Annotated in this window: 17 protein-coding genes and 2 tRNA genes; 4 read left to right on the forward strand and 15 right to left on the reverse strand. The window is 46.0% G+C overall.

Translation table 11 applies throughout. The features are described from left to right. Positions 1-118: 118 nt before the first annotated feature. The 5 genes from Q7S83_00145 to secD form a co-directional block, all read right to left on the reverse strand. The gene (locus Q7S83_00145) at positions 119-1,921 is read right to left on the reverse strand and encodes a type IV secretion system DNA-binding domain-containing protein (protein MDO8466544.1); all 1,803 of its coding nucleotides are present in this window, start codon (positions 1,919-1,921) and stop codon (positions 119-121) included. Between the two features lie 51 nt (positions 1,922-1,972). Then, positions 1,973-3,232: a hypothetical protein gene (locus Q7S83_00150; protein MDO8466545.1), complete on the reverse strand. Its 1,260-nt coding sequence runs from the start codon at positions 3,230-3,232 to the stop codon at positions 1,973-1,975. Between the two features lie 99 nt (positions 3,233-3,331). Further along, a complete protein-coding gene (locus Q7S83_00155) occupies positions 3,332-4,339 on the reverse strand; it encodes a sigma factor-like helix-turn-helix DNA-binding protein (protein ID MDO8466546.1) in 1,008 nt (335 codons plus the stop codon). 119 nt (positions 4,340-4,458) lie between these two features. Next, positions 4,459-5,340, reverse strand: coding sequence for a protein translocase subunit SecF (secF, locus tag Q7S83_00160; protein MDO8466547.1), 882 nt, complete (start codon positions 5,338-5,340; stop codon positions 4,459-4,461). A 5-nt stretch (positions 5,341-5,345) separates the two neighbouring features. Next, positions 5,346-6,587: a protein translocase subunit SecD gene (secD, locus tag Q7S83_00165; GenBank protein ID MDO8466548.1), complete on the reverse strand. Its 1,242-nt coding sequence runs from the start codon at positions 6,585-6,587 to the stop codon at positions 5,346-5,348. 108 nt (positions 6,588-6,695) lie between these two features. Between secD and Q7S83_00170 the strand changes: the two genes are divergently transcribed. Beyond that, a tRNA-Lys gene (locus tag Q7S83_00170) sits at positions 6,696-6,766 on the forward strand. A 274-nt stretch (positions 6,767-7,040) separates the two neighbouring features. After that, entirely contained in the window at positions 7,041-8,246 is a 1,206-nt protein-coding gene (murD, locus tag Q7S83_00175; protein MDO8466549.1) for a UDP-N-acetylmuramoyl-L-alanine--D-glutamate ligase, read from the forward strand. 42 nt (positions 8,247-8,288) lie between these two features. Here the strand turns inward: murD and Q7S83_00180 are convergent, their stop codons facing one another. Next, a complete protein-coding gene (locus Q7S83_00180) occupies positions 8,289-9,038 on the reverse strand; it encodes a laccase domain-containing protein (protein MDO8466550.1) in 750 nt (249 codons plus the stop codon). A 111-nt stretch (positions 9,039-9,149) separates the two neighbouring features. On the opposite strand from Q7S83_00180, the gene Q7S83_00185 reads away from it, so the two are divergent. Then, a tRNA-Asp gene (locus Q7S83_00185) sits at positions 9,150-9,223 on the forward strand. A 53-nt stretch (positions 9,224-9,276) separates the two neighbouring features. Here the strand turns inward: Q7S83_00185 and Q7S83_00190 are convergent. The 8 genes from Q7S83_00190 to Q7S83_00225 all read right to left on the reverse strand — a co-directional run bounded on the left by Q7S83_00190 (position 9,277) and on the right by Q7S83_00225 (position 16,558). Beyond that, a complete protein-coding gene (locus Q7S83_00190; protein ID MDO8466551.1) occupies positions 9,277-9,816 on the reverse strand; it encodes a hypothetical protein in 540 nt (179 codons plus the stop codon). A gap of 5 nt (positions 9,817-9,821) precedes the next feature. Further along, complete coding sequence (gene gatA, locus Q7S83_00195) at positions 9,822-11,300, reverse strand: Asp-tRNA(Asn)/Glu-tRNA(Gln) amidotransferase subunit GatA (protein MDO8466552.1); 1,479 nt, start codon at positions 11,298-11,300, stop codon at positions 9,822-9,824. A gap of 24 nt (positions 11,301-11,324) precedes the next feature. After that, complete coding sequence (gatC, locus tag Q7S83_00200) at positions 11,325-11,654, reverse strand: Asp-tRNA(Asn)/Glu-tRNA(Gln) amidotransferase subunit GatC (GenBank protein ID MDO8466553.1); 330 nt, start codon at positions 11,652-11,654, stop codon at positions 11,325-11,327. 64 nt (positions 11,655-11,718) lie between these two features. Next, positions 11,719-11,913, reverse strand: a complete 195-nt coding sequence (locus tag Q7S83_00205) for a hypothetical protein (GenBank protein ID MDO8466554.1) — start codon at positions 11,911-11,913, stop codon at positions 11,719-11,721. Positions 11,914-11,959: 46 nt separating this feature from the next. Next, positions 11,960-14,017 carry an NAD-dependent DNA ligase LigA gene (ligA, locus tag Q7S83_00210; GenBank protein MDO8466555.1) on the reverse strand — a complete coding sequence of 686 codons (2,058 nt, stop codon included), beginning with the start codon at positions 14,015-14,017 and terminating at the stop codon, positions 11,960-11,962. Between the two features lie 27 nt (positions 14,018-14,044). Beyond that, positions 14,045-14,794, reverse strand: coding sequence for a prepilin peptidase (locus tag Q7S83_00215; GenBank protein MDO8466556.1), 750 nt, complete (start codon positions 14,792-14,794; stop codon positions 14,045-14,047). Further along, positions 14,794-15,864, reverse strand: coding sequence for a PilT/PilU family type 4a pilus ATPase (locus tag Q7S83_00220; protein MDO8466557.1), 1,071 nt, complete (start codon positions 15,862-15,864; stop codon positions 14,794-14,796). The genes Q7S83_00215 and Q7S83_00220 overlap by 1 nt, the downstream gene beginning before the upstream one ends. Further along, positions 15,818-16,558, reverse strand: coding sequence for a hypothetical protein (locus Q7S83_00225; GenBank protein MDO8466558.1), 741 nt, complete (start codon positions 16,556-16,558; stop codon positions 15,818-15,820). The genes Q7S83_00220 and Q7S83_00225 overlap by 47 nt, the downstream gene beginning before the upstream one ends. On the opposite strand from Q7S83_00225, the gene Q7S83_00230 reads away from it, so the two are divergent. Beyond that, complete coding sequence (locus tag Q7S83_00230) at positions 16,557-17,231, forward strand: ComF family protein (protein MDO8466559.1); 675 nt, start codon at positions 16,557-16,559, stop codon at positions 17,229-17,231. The genes Q7S83_00225 and Q7S83_00230 overlap by 2 nt on opposite strands. A gap of 169 nt (positions 17,232-17,400) precedes the next feature. On the opposite strand, the gene Q7S83_00235 is transcribed toward Q7S83_00230, so the two are convergent. Next, complete coding sequence (locus Q7S83_00235) at positions 17,401-17,751, reverse strand: hypothetical protein (protein ID MDO8466560.1); 351 nt, start codon at positions 17,749-17,751, stop codon at positions 17,401-17,403. Between the last annotated feature and the right edge of the window lie 35 nt (positions 17,752-17,786).

Here is a 17,786-nt window from a genome sequence, read left to right on the forward strand (position 1 = left end):
GACATTTAAATATTTAATATCAGAGGCAAACGGGAGCTGTTCGATTTATCTAAAAAATCAACCGGAGTGAATTGGCTTTATCTAACCAGAGCGGGTTCCTGAAAGAAATGACGGGGAGTTATTCTGGCTTCTTTTTATTCAGTGATTCCCTGAGAGCATCGCGCAGGGCGCCGAGGTCTACCGGCTTTTTTTCACGGATAATCTTTTCGGGTTTGGAATCAGCTGCCGCTTCGGAACGAAGCGGTAAATCACCAAGAGACATTGGCTTGGGCTTAGGAACGGCGGCTTGCAACTCCACCCTTGGAGGCTCCGGCTTTGGCGCCACAGGCTTAGGCGGCGCGAGGACAGGCTTAACGATTTTAGGGGCTTCGGGCTTAATGAACTTCGGAACCAAGCTGACTAACTTTTCCACTAAACTGGGCTTAGGAGTGGGCATAGGATCCCCCGGCCGAGTGAGTTTTACAGGCTGAATATCGGAAAACGCCGGGCGGGGCACGGGTTTAGCGGTGCGAAAATCTCCACCTCCGGCCGCCGGTTTGGGCCCCGAACCAAATGCATTTGGCACGGGGCGAGGCTTACGAAAGTCCCCTCCTCCGCCACCCTCACTGCCAAATCTTTCATCGGATGGCGGTGGCACCGCCAGAAATTCTTTCGCAATCTTATCGGATACCTGCTTCAGAGGCGTGGCGTAAGTGCTACGGGTGTGGGCAATAATCAAATCCTTATAAGAAATAGCTGGGGTAGCTACCGGAGGCAAGCCTTGAGCGGAAAAAGGGCGCGAAGAAATACCGTCAATCATTAATTTGATATACACATTCGCCTTAGCCAAATTCACAATGTCGGTCGCCATAAAATCAGGCTCGAATTCCTTTTCTAAAAATTCCGCGTCTTCTCCTCCTACTCTGAAGGTAATAATCGTGCCGACGTTACCGAACACCGCGTCGCGAACTTTAGTATTTAAGTCGTGAGTAAGCTGGCGGATGTATTGGTGCGCCAAAATCAGGCAGAGGCGGTATTTTCTGGCTTCAGAAAGAATGTTGGCAAAAGAATCGGTTGCAAAGTTCTGGAACTCGTCTACATATAGATAGAAATCTTTACGGTCCGGCTCGGGAATATCCACGCGGGACATAGCCGCCAGCTGAAGCTTGGTGATAATCATTGAACCAAGCAAGGCCGAGTTATCTTCTCCGATTTTTCCTTTAGATAAATTGAAAATAAGAATCTTCCGCTCGTCTATCGCTTGGCGAAGATTAAGAGCCGATTTATTCTGACCTAAAATATTACGAACCAGCGGATTGGCTACGAACTGACCGATTTTGTTTTGAATGGCGGCCGTTGCTTCCGTTTCAAATTTTGCTGAATAACGCGCAAATTCATTCACCCAAAAACCTTTAATAACCGGGTCTTTCAGCTGGTCTACTTTAGACTTGCGATAATCCTTGTCCGACAAAAGACGCTGAACGCCCAACATATTAGAGTCCGGAAACTCCAACATCGTGAGCAGAGAGTTGTTCAAAATGTATTCCATCCGAGGAGACCAGACGTCCGGCCATATTTTCTTGAACACACCCATCAGACCTGAAGCCACTAAATAACGGAACTCATCTTGTACCTGCTCAAGCGGATTAAAAGCAATCGGAAAATTAATATCAGCAGGGTCAAAATAAACCACATCTTTCACGCGGTCCTTGGGAACGAAGTCCAACATTTTTTCAGCAAAGTCTCCGTGCGGATCCATCACGCCCACGCCGTGGCCGTTGACCATATCGGAGATAACCATGTTTTCGAGTGTGGTCGTCTTGCCCATACCGGTCTTACCGATGAGGTACATATGCCGACGGCGGTCATCAATTTTGATGCCGAACTTAGTGGTCGCACCGCGGAAGTTAACTTGCCCGAAAATGTTTATATCTTTAGCCATTGTAGGATATTTTACTATTTAAAAATTTAAATATTTAAACATGGGATGAGTTCATTCGACAGGAAGACCAGCCGGAGGCTCGCCCTTCTTAGCGCCAAGCCGACGTAGTAACGGCGCTTCAACCACGATACTCGGGAAGTGATAAATAGTAGCCAACTCTTCGATATTCAAAATCGAAGTCCGCCTTGGCCAGTACAAACGCTTAAAAGACTCCCACATCTTACGCTTCTTATACCAAAGTCGGGTTTGTTTGAAGAGTTTCACGTTGCCGCGGATTAAAGTCATTGTATCCACATTCGGCCGAAATCCATTCAGATTTTGAGTGCTGAACTGATGAAAGGTCGCCATCACCGAACCGATATGGGAACGGGTAAACTTCTCGCGCTTATCAATAAAAACGAACCGAACATTAGTTTCAAATCCGAGCTGGCTAATCTTTTTTTCAATCGCCTCCACCACGTCTTTTTCACCGCCAGTCATTGCTACTAATTTATTAGATTCTTCTTTTTTCACTTCTTCCGCCCAAACCGGAGGCCGCGCCGGAGCGTGAACGAAATTCATAAAAAATTCATGGACGACGCCGGCAAAAGTTTTCGGCGTGGGTTTTTTCCGGCCCACTAGTTTATCTCGAAGCGCCTCCGCTTCTTTTTTCCAGCCGTTGCCGGTCGGACTCACGAAAATCTGAATAGCAATCATCTCATCGTTTTTCAGCTTAGACATTACTTCGGTAATAGCCGCAATCGGGTCCAACCGCCGCTCGGGCGCTATCTCTTCAAAATATTCATAAGTTTTTATCGGGTAGGCATTCTCACGTATCAAATGATAATCAGTGCCCCAGATGTCGTAAGTTTTATTCGGCAGAGTGCGCGGAAAAATATCCATATAATCAGGAACTTCGTGCACCTCCGCGTCGGGATATTGAGCGTAAACTGCTGATTCCACAATATTTTTATAACCATTGGGGGTGCGGATATAGAAATGAACCCCTCCAGCAAATCCAACCAACTCAAAAGATATCCAGTCTTCACGCAAATGCCCTTCCAAATAAATTTGAAACAAACGAAAATCAAAAGAATAGATTCCATAAACCGCAGAAAAAATCTGCTCCATAGCTTTGGGGGTTTTCTCAATACCGGCCGGGATTTTCACTTCCAGCACCACCCAATTCATTGTCTTCAGATAACTAACGAAGATGTAGTACATCCAAAGCTTCCAAAAAACGTAAAATAGGGCGACGGGAAGGATTGCCCACCAAGCAACGGCAATAACCGAAAAGATACTATTTAAAATTCCTGTAAAAAATTCAGGCACAAACTAATTATACCACTCTACTTAGTTTCTATATGTCTGGTACACGTACCATCCTACACATGCCCCTATAAGGGTTATGTGTGGGACACGTCCCGACTATTAGGCTAAAATAGAATAACGACCATCATCCAAGCGCTTAAAATTCTTGCGGTTCTGCAAGTTAATCAAGACGGTATTTTCCTTGAAAAGACGCTCATTCAAAACCTTCTTCACTACCTCTTTGGCGCTCAAAGGACCGTGCTGTTTCAAATAGTGAGCGATGATTTCGCGGGCGGTTCCCGGAGTAACACCAAACTCTTTCAAGGTATAAGTTCCTTTGCCAACCAGCACAAAGTTCTCGTCTTTAATTAATTCATTGTGAACGGTCGGAGCGTGGGCCGGTTTATTGCGCAATTTGGTAACTGCAACGGCGATATCATTGAAATGCAACGGCTTCTGCTCTTTCTTCAAAACCAAGTACGCCCAATCTCGGGCGGTCTTAGGATTAATTTCCGGCCAGTCAGACAAGCCAAGGTCTCCGTAAATATTCATTGCTACTTTCTTGGAAATAGCAGCGTAATTGCGGGCAGTCGCTTCATTTAATCCAGAATTCTTAGAGACAGCCGCAAAGCTGGCAGAAAAATCACTTCGGTCGGCGATTTTCACCAAAGAACCGATAAAGCCAACGGCTTTCTTCTGATCGGCTTCGGTCAGATACCAATACGGGAAAAAATCCTTGTCATCCTTGGAGAAAGAGAACTTGGCGCAAATCTCCAGCAAGAACTTAACGCGGTTTGCCTGTTCCGGAGTAATGTTGGAGGTCTTCACTAAATCCCCAATCAACAAATCTTCACGCTTCAAACCACCGGCGCTTTTTAAAACGACGCTGACATTTTTTACAAATTCAGAAAATTCGGAATTACCAGTCTTCTGGCGGGAAGCCTTAAGAGCCAAAGCTTCAATCTGACGAACGCGCTCCCGAGTCAAGCCATACTGGCCGCCCAATTCCGCCAACGTCAAAGAATCAGCTTTTACTAAGCCGTAGCGACCTTCTAAAATTTCTTGCTGCCGATCGTTCAAGCCAGCCAAACAAACTTTTATTAAACTAGATAATTTGGGAACCTCCATATTTTTTATTGGTTTGATATTACCACACTCCTACTTGAGGGTCAAGCCACACAAGCTGTGTAAAAATACCTATTTTAAATTCGAGTGAATTCTATCACACTACCCCTTTAGAGTCAAGCCTAGGCCTTTCCCCGCCAAAGAGTCAAAAGTGGGCTGGCAACGAAGATAGAAGAATAAGTGCCGAAAGCGGTACCCACGAGGATCATTAATATGAAATATTGAAGAGTGGCCGGACCGAGGAAATAGAGGGCTATTAAGGTCAAAATGAGCGTTAAGGAAGTATTGATGGAGCGCGCCAAAGTCTGATTTATGCTGGTATTTACTAAACCATTAAAATCAGCCTTATCGCCGCCTGAAAGTCTCAAATTTTCCCGAATCCGGTCGAAGACCACGATTGTGTCATGAACCGAGAATCCTATTACCACCAAAATTGCGACTACAAAATTAGTATCCACTTCTAAGTGAAAAAAGTGTCCCAAAACAGCAAACAATCCCGCCGGAATCAAAGCATCATGAAACAAAGTAACTAAGGTGATAATTCCGTACTTCCAAGAACTGACGGGCTTGGATACCTTCCGAAAAGCGAAGGCGACGTATAAAGAAATGGCGAGCAGAACCAGCGCGAATGCCCAGATTGCTTTTTGCTTAAGATCCTCCCCTACCGCTGGACCGATATTTTGGAATTGCAATTCCTCGATGGGACCGTATGATTTTTCTAAGCTGTCAAAACTTTTCTGACGGTCAGCGTCAATTAATTCTTGCATTCGAATTAAGAACTGGCCTCCGTCTTGAGGGGTAACAATCGAGCTCGGGAAAAGACTGGCCAACTCTTCACGGGTCGGAACTTTTTCCGTGAACTGTAGCTGCCAAGCAACACCGCCGGAGAAATCAATTCCGGGCTTCAAACCAAAGTAGCCAACTGCCGCAACGCTAGCCACCAGTAAAGTGCCGGAAATTACCAAGAAAACAAATTTATATTTTATGATGTTGAGTATTTTCATATTGTTTATTGCCTAGAAAATGCCCGTAAAATTATACGGGTTACAATAATGGCGCTAAACATACTAACCACTACGCCCAGCAATAACGTCAAAGCGAAGCCTTTTACGAAGCTGGAAGTGAAATAATAAAGGATAATCGAAGTGAGCATCGTGGAAATGTTGGAATCTCTAATAGATGGCCAAGCGCGGCGAAAACCCTCTTCCAAGGCGCCGGACCGCGAAACCCCTCTTGCCGACTCTTCTTTCATACGGGCGAAAATTAAAATATTCGCATCCACCGCCATTCCGATAGACAGAATAAATCCCGCGATGCCGGCTAGAGTCATAGTGATTCCAAATAGCTTAAAGACGGCAAGAGCAAAGGCAATGTAGAATACCAATGCCAAAGAAGCCACGAAGCCCAACGAGCGGTAGTAGAGCAACATAAAGATAATGATTGCCAAAGTGCCAACCAATCCGGCTTTAATTGCTTTCTCCAAAGAGTCTATGCCCAAAGAGGCCCCGATAGTCTGCTGACTAATTATATGAATGGGGGCCGGTAAAGCGCCGGCATTAAACAAGCTCACCAATCGCCTAACCTCCTTATGGTCCATATTTCCGCTAATCTGCGCACTGCCTCCGGAAATCGCCTCCTGCACGGTCGGATTGGAAATCAAATCGCCATCGAGAAAAATAGCCAAAGGCTTGCCGATATTCCGCTTCGTTAAGGCCTCAAAGAGCCGGGCGCCTTCCGCATCAAAATCGATAGCGATAATGGACTGACCGGTGGTCTGATCAGGAACGATCTGCGCTTTCTTTAAAAATCTGCCAGTCAATCCCGTCGGAATAAATTCGGCCTTCTCCTGCTCTCCTGTTCCGGTGATTCTCACCTCACGGAAATCCAGCAACGCCACCCGGCCAATCTGCTTCACTGCCTCCTCCAAATCTTTAATTCCGGCCAATTCCACGATTAATTGATGGGAGTCTCCACGCTTGGCAGTGGTAACTCTCGGCTCACTCACGCCGAACACATTCACACGGCGCTCCATTACATCCCGCAAGCCAGACAAAACCGAGCCGCGATCTGCGGAAGCGATACCGTTCATATCCACTTCATATACAAGGTAACTGCCACCCACCAAATCCAAGCCTAAGCGCCACGGCAAAACTTGATTGCCGAATCCTTGAGGCAAAATAAAAAGCGCCGAAACTCCGGCGAGAAGCGTTACCAATAAAAGCAATAAAAGATTTTTAGTTCGAAATGGCATATGCGATTAAAAGTGATTTTAATTATATTATCTGCGGGATAATTTTACAAGGAATTTACTAATTTCGCGAAATGTATTAAAATGTATACTATTAAAAAGTAAGCGGACGCCTCCATAGCTTAATGGTAAAGCAGCTGCCTTTTAAGCAGTTGACCAAGGTTCGATTCCTTGTGGGGGCACAAATTTTAAGACCGGCCATTAGGCCGGTTTTAAAATTTTTGTCTTTATGGAATCGAACAGCCGCACCCCGTATTGGAAGGCAGAGCACTACCCCGCGGGGTAGTGCTCGTCGGAAACCAGAAGGTGTCCGCTCCGCCAGCTGGCGGAGGGGGTCGGGGTGCGGCGAAAGTGTTCGAGCCGAGTACTCGAGGCCCTGTTCCTTGTGGGGGCACAACGAAGACGTTAGGGGTTTTATTTTCTAAACCCCGATTCTGATGTATAATACAGGCAACAATGAAGATCGCTATTATCGGCTCCGGACGCGAAGGCAAATCGGTCCTGAAGTTCTTAAAAAAAGCTCCGCAATACAGAAAGGCGGAGGTTGTTGTCTTGGACCAACAAGACGGCCCGGATTATCTGAAAGAACTTAATTCTTTCGATTTGATTTTCCGCTCTCCCGGCGTCCCCTACAACCTTCCGGAAATTCAGGCGGCAATTAAATCAGGGAAGAAAGTTTCCAGCGCGACGAAACTCTTTTTTGAACTCTGCCCGGCTAAAATCATCGGCGTGACCGGCACAAAAGGGAAAGGCACAACATCAACATTAATCTCTGAAATTTTAAAAAGATCCGGTAAAAAAGTTTTGCTCGCCGGAAACATCGGACTATCACCTCTGGAAATACTACCGAAAGTGGATGCCAAAACTCTGGTAGTTCTAGAGCTCTCCAGCTTCCAACTTCAAGACTTGGACAAATCTCCGGACGTTGCTGTAATCACTGACATCTTCCCCGATCATATGGATGTTCATAAAGATTTGGAGGAATACCTCGCCGCCAAATCCAACATCTGCAATCACCAAGTAAATCCTGGAGTGGTGTTTTATTTTTCCGACAACCGGCCCGGCGCAAAAATCGCTTCATTGTGCTTAGGAAAAAAGATTGCCGTGAATGCTCCGAATAACCTCAACAAGAACCGGATACTCGCCGCCGCCGTAGCCAAGCATCTGGGTTGCCAGGAGAAAGTAATCGCCACTACTCTCGAAAATTTCCGAGGGTTGGAGCATCGCTTGGAGTTGGTCACAAAAAAAGGAATGGTGAAATTTTACAATGATTCTGCCAGCACTAATCCGAATACCGCCGCTGCTGCAGTATCAACCCTGATTGCCGAGACGCCGGTAATTTTAATCGCGGGGGGGAAAGATAAAAATTTGGATTACGCTCCTCTTGCCGATGAACTAAACAATCACCGCGACCGCATAGAAAGCTTGGTGCTTTACGGAGAGAATAAAGCTAAAATTAGCGGCTCAATGAGAGAAATTCGTTTGCCGATTGAACAGGTGCGGGACTTGAAGGCAGCAGCAGAAATCGCCTATAAAACCGCCAAGGAAATGGATTCCCCCGTAGCCATCCTACTTTCTCCTGGAGCAGCCAGTTTCGATATGTTTACGGACTACGCAGACCGAGGTGAGCAATTTAAAAAAATAGTGCGAAAGTTGAAATAAAAATCCCTGCAGCATTGCAGGGATTTTTGTTGGAATGGGAAACTAGGTCATCCAGAAACCGACAGCGTTACGACCGGCCTGCTTTCCACTTCGGCAGTTGGAGTGAAAACGAGGAGCCAGAAAATATCCCTTACAACAAGTACATTCCGCGTCCAGCTCAATCTTAGTGGGCTTAACTCCCTGTGCTACTACTTGCTTATAGATAAGCTGAATCAAATCAATAGATTTCTTTCCGGCTCTGGCTCCACGAGTGGCCTTACCGATTGGAATATCCACTGACTGATCTTTCATCTCCGGCCAATGCTCGGCGCCGTAACAACATGGCCCGATACCCATTCCAGCCCAGACCTTCACATCGGATACATCAAATTTGAAATCCTCGAAAGCAGCTTTGATGATTCCGCGCCCTCGCTTACCCTTCGAATCAACCGCCGGCATCAGGCAGCGGAATCCGGCATGCAACACGGCAAATCTGCTCTTAGCAGGCTCGAAAATACAAACCACGGGACAATCCGCATTAAAAATTAGGCCCGCAACATAAGTCTTATCAATTACAACTCCGTCTGCCGGCCTCTTTGTAGTGACGACTTCTGAAACAATCTTGTTGTCTTCGGCTCCCAAAGCGACTACCCGAGTAGTAAATTGGCAGCTTGGGAAAAAGATTTTTTGAGGATCATCAGGCCGGCTGCAAAAAGAAACGTCCAACAGATCCAGAAATTGGTGGGTGTCCGGCTGGTTCGGATTAAAGTCCCCCTCCTGCTTGCCCAAGAACCGATGGTGAATAGTAGCCATGGCTCAATCCTATTTTTAAAAATTCTACTCACAACTTACAAGAAAAAAGTTGAAAAGGCAATTGCGCCACATCTTCCCAAAAATCTAAAAATCATTATACTTTCCAAGTATGCGGTGGTAGCTTAGCTGGCCAAAGCGCCTCCCTGTCACGGAGGAGATCGCGGGTTCGAGTCCCGTCCACCGCGCATAACTAAAAATGACCCAATGGGTCATTTTTAATTATGCGCTAAACCCAATGCTAGTCCAACAAACCAAACTCTTGGAAAGACTTCTTATAGACACGCAAAACCTTAATTGCTTCTTCTTTCGATAATGCAAAATCCGGTTCTTGCACGCAACGATTGCGAATTTTATGAGCGGCTTGAATATCTTCAAAGTTAGCCACGAATTCCGGAGGAATCTGTTTATACCTTTCTTCTGTAGTGATTGCGCGATAACCCGCGGCACGAATCATATCATCAAATATCCGATCGGCTTCCATAATTCCCAACTTCCAATCGGTAGAATTAGGGCTAGCCATCTTCTTCACGATTTGCTTCCAAGCCTTCAACCGCCGCAACTTCCCCACGTCACCATAACCTAAGTAATCCATCCACTCCTCGATCCTTTTATTTAAATAATTACTTTGAGTAGCGGTAAAAATTATCCCCCAAAGTAATACTCCGGAAATCACCAACGACATAAGTTCAAAAATATACAAATTCGGGCCGATTATATCACCCATAATCGAACGAAAATAAAGCACCCCATCCGCGAACTGTTGTAAATATTGCTCCATTGATTTTAACCGGAAAGTTTTTCGTAAAACTGCCCTATACCCAAAATATCCGCTTCTCGCCAATGCTTACCGATTAATTGAAAACCTATTGGCAAGCCTGCCTGTCCTTCGGCGTGGCCTAACTTAATCTTAGCAGGAATGGACACCGCCGGCAGTCCGGCCATATTCACAGGGATGGTAAAGATGTCGGACAGATACATCGCCAGCGGGTCGCTCATTTTCTCGCCGAACTTAAAAGCGGGCGTTGGCGCAACGGGAGTAAAGATTACATCCACCTCTTGGAATGCCTTATCAAAATCATCTTTAATCAACTGGCGCACTTTTTGCGCCTTGGCGTAGTAGGCATCGTAATATCCCGATGACAGAACGTAGGTTCCTAAAATAATTCTCCGCTTAGCCTCCGCGCCAAAACCGTGGCTGCGGTTTTTCTTGTAAAGCTCGGCTAAATCATGATCCCCGCGAGAGACTCCATTAACCGGAGAATAACGAACTCCATCAAGGCGCGCCAAATTGGAGCTGACCTCCGCTGGCATGATGATGTAGTAGCAGGAGAGCGCGTATTGCGTGTGCGGTAAAGAAATTTCTTTGAATTCCAAACCTAGACTTTTCAGTGACTCCATAACCTCCTCCATCGCCTTCACTACCACCGGATCCAAGCCAGGACCAAAATATTCTTTCGGGATTCCAATCTTTAATTTTTTAATATCTTCCAGTTTCGGATTCCAGAGCTCTTCGCCATATTTTCCGCCGGCTGGCGGAACAGCGCTCGTAGAATCAAATTTATCCTGACCGGAAATAGTCTTGAATAGAATCGCCGCATCCTCTACGGTTTTAGTGATAGGACCAATCTGATCCAAGCTGGACGCCATCGCAATCACGCCATGCCGAGAAACCGCTCCATAAGTAGGCTTTAAGCCAACAACACCGCAAAAGCTAGCCGGCTGACGGATAGAGCCGCCGGTATCCGAGCCCAACGCCGCTACCGCCATATGCCCGGCGACTGCCGCAGCCGAACCACCAGAAGAACCGCCTGGCACCCGATCCAAATCGTGCGGATTCCGCGTTTTTTGAAAAGCAGAATTTTCCGTGGAAGAACCCATCGCGAATTCATCCATATTAGTTTTTCCTAAAAATACGGCCCCTTCAGATTTTAATTTACTGATAACCGTCGCATCATAAGCGGCTTTATAATTTTCCAACATCTTGGAGGCCGCCGTCGCCGGCAAACCAGTAATAAGTAAATTATCTTTTATCGCCATCGGCACACCCGCAAGCCAAGAAACCGACTCATTCTTCGCAACTTTCAAATCAACTAACTCCGCCTGTTTATAAGCCTCGTCTTTATGAATACTCAAGTAAGCGCCTACTTCCTTGTCTCTGGTTTCAATATATTCAAAAAAAGTTTTAGTAACGTCAAAAGCCGAGAATTCTTTTTTCTCAAGTCCTTCATGAAACTTTTTAATTGTTAGATCGTGTAAATGCATGGAGTAATCGCGAATAATGCTGATTTAAGATTTAATATTGCGAATAATATTGGCATCGGGTGATTCGAAAACAGCCGGGACTTTTAAATAACCCCTTTCTTTATCCGGAAAAGCATCCACTACCGGAGCGGCGGCTAGACTGGACTTTCGCTCGCCGTCTTCCCGAAAAACATTCGTCAGGCTCGTGCCGCCGGTCATCGGCAGAATATTTGAAGTGTCCAAGGCTTCCAGCTCTTTAAAATGGCCCAGGATACTCTCCAGGTCTTTCAGAAATTTTTCCTCTTCCTTTTCGGAAAGCTCTAGACGAGATAAATCGGCTAAGTGCTCCAAAGAATGTTTAGTAATATCGCTCATAAGTATTTTGTATATAGTATCAAGTATAAAGTATGGCGAATGAACAAAAAAGCCCCTTTAAGGGCTAGAACTGAATCATCTTCCACAAGGCGAGTCCCATAAAAAATATCCCAGAAACTGCCATTATCAGTCCAATGGCAATGTAGACTATACGAGCGTCTTTACGCTTCTCTTCCAAATATGCGTCCCAAACCCCATAACAACCGGTCAACGTCAATATGAATCCTAATCCAAAGCAACAAATCAGCTGCCAACTCATATCATGCCTCCGCTTTTAGAACTAGGAAGAGAATACAATAAAAATCCTATTTAGACAAGATGTCTAAAAATTCTTTTTCGTTTAGAACTTTAACGCCAAGCTTCTGCGCCTTGTCTAATTTTGAACCCGCTTCGGCTCCGGCCACTACATAACTGGTATTCTTGGAAACTGATTCACTGGTTTCCCCACCCAAAGCACGGATCTTTTCCTTCGCCTCCTCTCTCGACATCCCCTCCATGGTGCCGGTTAAGACGAAAATTTTTCCTTGAAACTTCTGACTCTTCGGCGCCAAAGATTTTGTTTCAAGCACCACGCCCGCCTTATCCATTTTCATTATAAAATCCCGATGCCGATGATCAGCAAAATATTCAGCAATACTCTTTGCCACCACCGGGCCTACATCTTTAATGACCTGCAAGTCCCGCTCACTCATCGTCTCAAAAAACTCCAGCACCTCTGCCGGCCTTACTACTTGCTTCTTACTACTTGCTACTATCTTTTGCGCCAACAGACGGGCAGTTTCTTCGCCGACGTGGATGATGCCCAAGGCATAAATAAATTTCTCTATCGGGATCTTTTTGCGCTCCTCAATCTCGGCAATAATATTTTCCGCCGATTTTTCACCGAAACGCTCCAGCGCTTCGATATCCCCTTTATTCAAAGTGAAAATATCCGCCGCGTCGCTGATTAACCCCTCATCCATAAAACGGTCCAGAATTTTCGGCCCCAACCCTTCAATGTTAAATCCGTTGCCGGAAACAAAATGATACAACGACTCCCTTTGACGGGCACCACAATTTTTGTTGGAGCACTTATAAGCCACGCCATCACGCACTACCGCCGAGCCGTCCACTGGACATTTAGCAGGCATTTTGAAACTCTTCTCCTTCCCTGTGCGTAATTCAGTTAAAACCCTCATCACCTGCGGGATGACATCGCCCGCCCTGCTCACGATTACCGTATCCCCAATCTTCAAGCCTAGCCGTTCTATTTCATCGGCATTGTGCAACGTGGCATGGCTAACAGTAACTCCGCCCACTTCTACCGGCCGCAGGACTGCTACGGGCGTCAGCGCCCCGGTGCGCCCAACCTGCACCTGGATACTTTCTACTATCGTAGTCGCCTCCTTTGGTGAAAATTTATAAGCAACGGCACCACGCGGAGCTTTTCCGATTATTCCAAGCCGGCTGTAGAGCTGCTTGTCATTAATACTCACAACGATGCCATCAATTTCGTAGGCCAACTTCTCCCGCTTTTTGCCAATCTCGGAATGAAATTTAAAAACTTCTTCCAAAGAGCTCACGACTTTACCATCCGGATTCGGAGCGATGCCGAATTTCCGAAGCATTTTATATTCAGAATCGTGAGTCGGATAATCTTTCAAATATCTCTCTCCTTCGCCTGAAATTGCATAAGCGTAAAAATGCAACTTCCGAGAGGCGGCGATTTTCGGATCGAGTTGACGGATAGAGCCGGCAACTAAATTTCGAGGATTAGCATAAACCTTTTCTCCTTTCTTCTCCTGTTCTTTATTAATCCGTTGAAATTCTTTTGTAAAAAGAAAAACCTCGCCTCGCACCACGAGATGACTAGGGACTGACGACTCACGACTACCGACTTCTAACCTAAGCGGAATAGCATCTACGGTTTTCAAATTTTGGGTAATATCTTCCCCTATTTCTCCATCACCCCGGGTGCTTCCCTGCACGAACAAGCCGTCTTCATAAACCAGCTCCACCGCCAGACCGTCCATTTTTAAATCACAATAAAACTCCGCCTTAGGCTCATGGCCAAGATAGTTTGTCATTCTTTCCATCCAACTGCGCACATCGTCTTCGGAGAAGGCATCGTTCAAAGAAGTCATCCGGACTTCATGCTTCACTTTATGAAATTCATCCAGCGGTTTTCCCGCAACCCGCTGGGTCGGCGAGTCCGATGTAATTAGATCGGGAAATTGAGCCTCCAAATCAAACAGCTCCTTTTTCAGGGTATCCAAGGCCTCATCGGAAATCTCAGACTTATCCAAAACGTGATAAAAATAGCGATATTTATTTATCGCCGCGCGCAACTTCTCAATGCGTTGTTTGGCATCCACCCTATTCATATAGGGTAATTTTACCCCAAAACTATCTTACAGGTATAGGCGAATTATCACGTCTCCGAAAATAATCGTCAGCAAGGAAGCTAGCGCTAAAAATGGGCCGAACGGAATAGCATCTTTTAGTTTCTTTATTCTCAAGAGCAAAATAACCGCTCCGGCAACTCCACCCGCTACAAATGCCAGCGCCAATAAAATCAAGATTTTCGGCCAACCAAACAACAAACCCAAGGCTGCAACAAACTTCCAATCACCTATACCCATTCCCCTTCCTCTGCTCCCCAATACCAACAATCCGATAATCAGGAATCCCACCACCGCTCCAAGCAAATGATTTATTAAAATAGGCCCCGAAAAGTCTTTAATAAATAACCCGATTGCCAGCAGCGCCAGCAAAACATTCAGTTGATCGGGAATTACCAAAAGGCGTAGATCGACCAGGGTGATTAGTAATAAGGTAAGCAAAATCGCGATCCAAATTGGCGCGTTTGGAAGATATAGCGGCGTCAGGGCGAAAATTAAACCTCCGGCAATCTCCACAATCGGATACTGCCAACCCAAAGCCTTGCCACACCGCCGACAACGTCCTAATTGAAACAAAAAACTCAAAAGCGGAATTAATTCATACCAACGGAGAATTTTCTTACAATAAGGACATCGGGAGCGGCCGGTTAAAATATCTTGCCGGAATATTTTTCCGCCGTCCTCATACCGCAAAGCCAAAACATTCAAAAAACTGCCTATGGCAGTACCTCCCAAAAATAAAATAACTGAAGCCAACATTAAATCTTATCAACCAACAATTTCAACTCTCCGGGATTGAGCGAGTTTAATTCCGCGCTTTCCAAGGTGATTTTTTTCGCCTTCACAAGTTGCGCGAGCGAACGATTCAAGGTGACCATTCCACTCTTGAGATTAGTTTCAATCACCAAATCGATCTGATGAGTTTTCTTCTCACGGATTAGATTACGGACTGCGGAATTTACCAACATCACCTCACAAGCGGGCACGCGTCCGCCGCCAATCTTCGGAATTAATCGCTTGGAAACTACGGCTACCAAGGTTGCCGCCAATTGTGATGCCGCCTGCGATTGCTTCTCCGGAGGGAAGGTGTCAATAATACGGTCAATCGTTTGCGCGGCGGAGTTGGTGTGCAAAGTAGAAAGCACTAAATGGCCCGTTTCTGCCGCAGTCATAGCAGTAGAGATAGATTCTACATCACGCATTTCGCCAATCATCACTACGTCTGGATCTTGCCGCAAAACCGATTTTAGAGCGCGGTGAAACCCAACGGTATCGGTATTCACCTCACGCTGAGAGATAACTGCTTTATCGGGATCAAATAAATATTCAATAGGGTCTTCAATGGTAACGATGTGCTCCGCCCGAGTGCGATTTATTTCATCCAAAATGGCGGCTAGAGTAGTTGATTTCCCGTGACCGGCCGGACCGACGATCAGCACGAAGCCTTGAGTCAATTTAGCAAAATCATGCAAGATGGGCGGCAATTCCAAGGCATCAATGCTGTCCACTTTCGCCGGAATTAAACGAGCGGCCATGGAAACATGCCCTTTTTGGAAATAAGTATTGATACGGAAACGCACCCCAGCCTCATGGCTATAGCTAAAATCCAGCTCCTTTTGCCCATAAAATTTTTCTTTTTGTTCTTCGCTGAATAAAGCCTCCGCAATCCCGCTGGCGGTTTCCGCGTTAACTTCCGCCTCGTCTTTTATGGCGGCAAGCTCTCCGTCCACGCGCACATGGGGCTTGATTCCGACGTTAATATGCAAATCGGATGCCCCCGCGTTAACTGTGTCCGTTAAAAGCTTGTGAAGATATTTTTTGTAGTCCATTGGCAATATTGAAAACGGAATTTGAAAAAAGCGCTTGCTCAATCTTCTGTTTTTCAGCAATCTCCCGCGTTTTATTCATTATAACATCCCACACATAACTCTTTATGTATGGGACGCCGTCTAAAGCCTGCGAAGCGCCGCCAAAATCACTGTGGAAAACATATTCTACTGAACCATTGCGAACGACAGAGAAAGTGGTGGACCGGCTTCCAATATCAACCACCAACTTACGCCCTAAGTCATTTTGAAAACGATGCGCAATTGCCGAACTTTCCAATTCCAACCGGACTAAACGCAGGGCGCACAAATCGGCGATAGCTTCATATTTTTCCGAAACCTCTTTAGGAATCGCCACAATAAAGTAACGCCCGTCATCCAACTGCGTAGCTTCCAGCCTATAAGTTGCGGGATTAGCGGGTATAAATTTCGGGTCAACCACATCGGCAATGACGGTAAAAACATAAAAGGAAGGCAGGGACATTACCGCCGATTGCGTGCTTACGCCCATGCAAGACAAAAGATTGGTTAGCGCTCCGGCTGCATCTTCGGCATCAATTGGCCGAATGCTGGAGTGAAATGACTTAGAGGGACGCTCCAATATTCCCCAACTCAACACTTTTCCAAAGGCATTTTTTTCCAGCACCTTGATTGAACTGGTGCCGATGTCTATGCAAAGATATGACTCATCCAACATGGTGACATCTTATATTAACTGGCTCGCGAAAATCAAAGATATTTTACTGGATAGTATTTTTCCCAATCCGGTAATTTCCAACCGGCTTCCTATATACAAGACTTTATTCTGCGCAATCTGCCGCGCCCGCCTTCCGAACAATAAAAAAATCTGCCACAAGGGAGCTCAATACTTATTGGGCGCCGCGACTAACTATGACCAGCAAGCAGTCCGCCAGACTATTTGGCGCCTTAAGTACCGAAACCGCACCGGCTTAGCCAAGCCCTTGGCCGACATTTTAATAAAATATGCCGCTAAGCTGGATTTGGATTGGGGAAGGTTCATCGTTATTCCGGTCCCGCTCTCCCAAGCCCGCCTGCGCAATCGCGGGTACAATCAGTCAGAATTGATTGCCAGAATTTTTTCGGAAAGTTTTCAAATAGAACTGAATAAAACAGCGCTGGTCCGAACAAAAAACACACCACCACAAATGGAAATACGGGACTGGGAAGCCAGAAAGAAAAATATCATCGGGGCGTTCGGAGTGGCGAAACCGGAATTAATCAAAGGAAAAAATATAATTCTGATAGACGACGTCTTCACCTCCGGCGCCACTATGAATGAGGCCGCTCATCAACTTAAGGATTCCGGCGCAAAGCAGATTATCGGGTTAGTCGTTGCCAAGGCCGGATAGGGACTCGGGCGTATTACCTCTCGGAAACGGCATAGCCAAACTCCTGCGGTTTGACTTGCCTCTCCCTCGCTTCGCCACTATTAAGGCCAAGCTGGCGAAGCTCCGGCATGTTCCTCGAAGCAATACGCCCTCGTTGTTGCTATAAAATCAGTAAAAATAAAAGCCGCGCTTAGCGCGGCTTAGGCTTGTCATCCGGATTATCTTTGAAAAGTCCGAATTGGTCATCAGGGTCAATCTCATCATCCGACTCCTCCTCTTTCTTTCTGTGCGATTCCCCTTGGTTGGGCTCTCCAATATCATCAGGCTCGCCACCTTTGTGAGAAAGCGTCATCCTTAAGTCCAGCGGAATGGGATTGATTAAATACACAGGGAACGGAGCCATTATGAATGGCAGAGAGAAAAGTAGCGTTCCGATTCCGGCAACTGACACCAAAATTCCCAGCAAATGATCTCCGGAAATTAAACCAAGCGCCAAGCCGCCAAGTATTCCGGCAAATCCGGTAAAGAACAGGAATTTCATCAGTTCGCCCTCTCAAACTTCTAACAACACTTTAA

It is taken from the genome of bacterium, assembly GCA_030646995.1.
In the GTDB taxonomy this organism is placed as follows: domain Bacteria; phylum Patescibacteriota; class Minisyncoccia; order UBA6257; family WO2-44-18; genus JAUSKF01.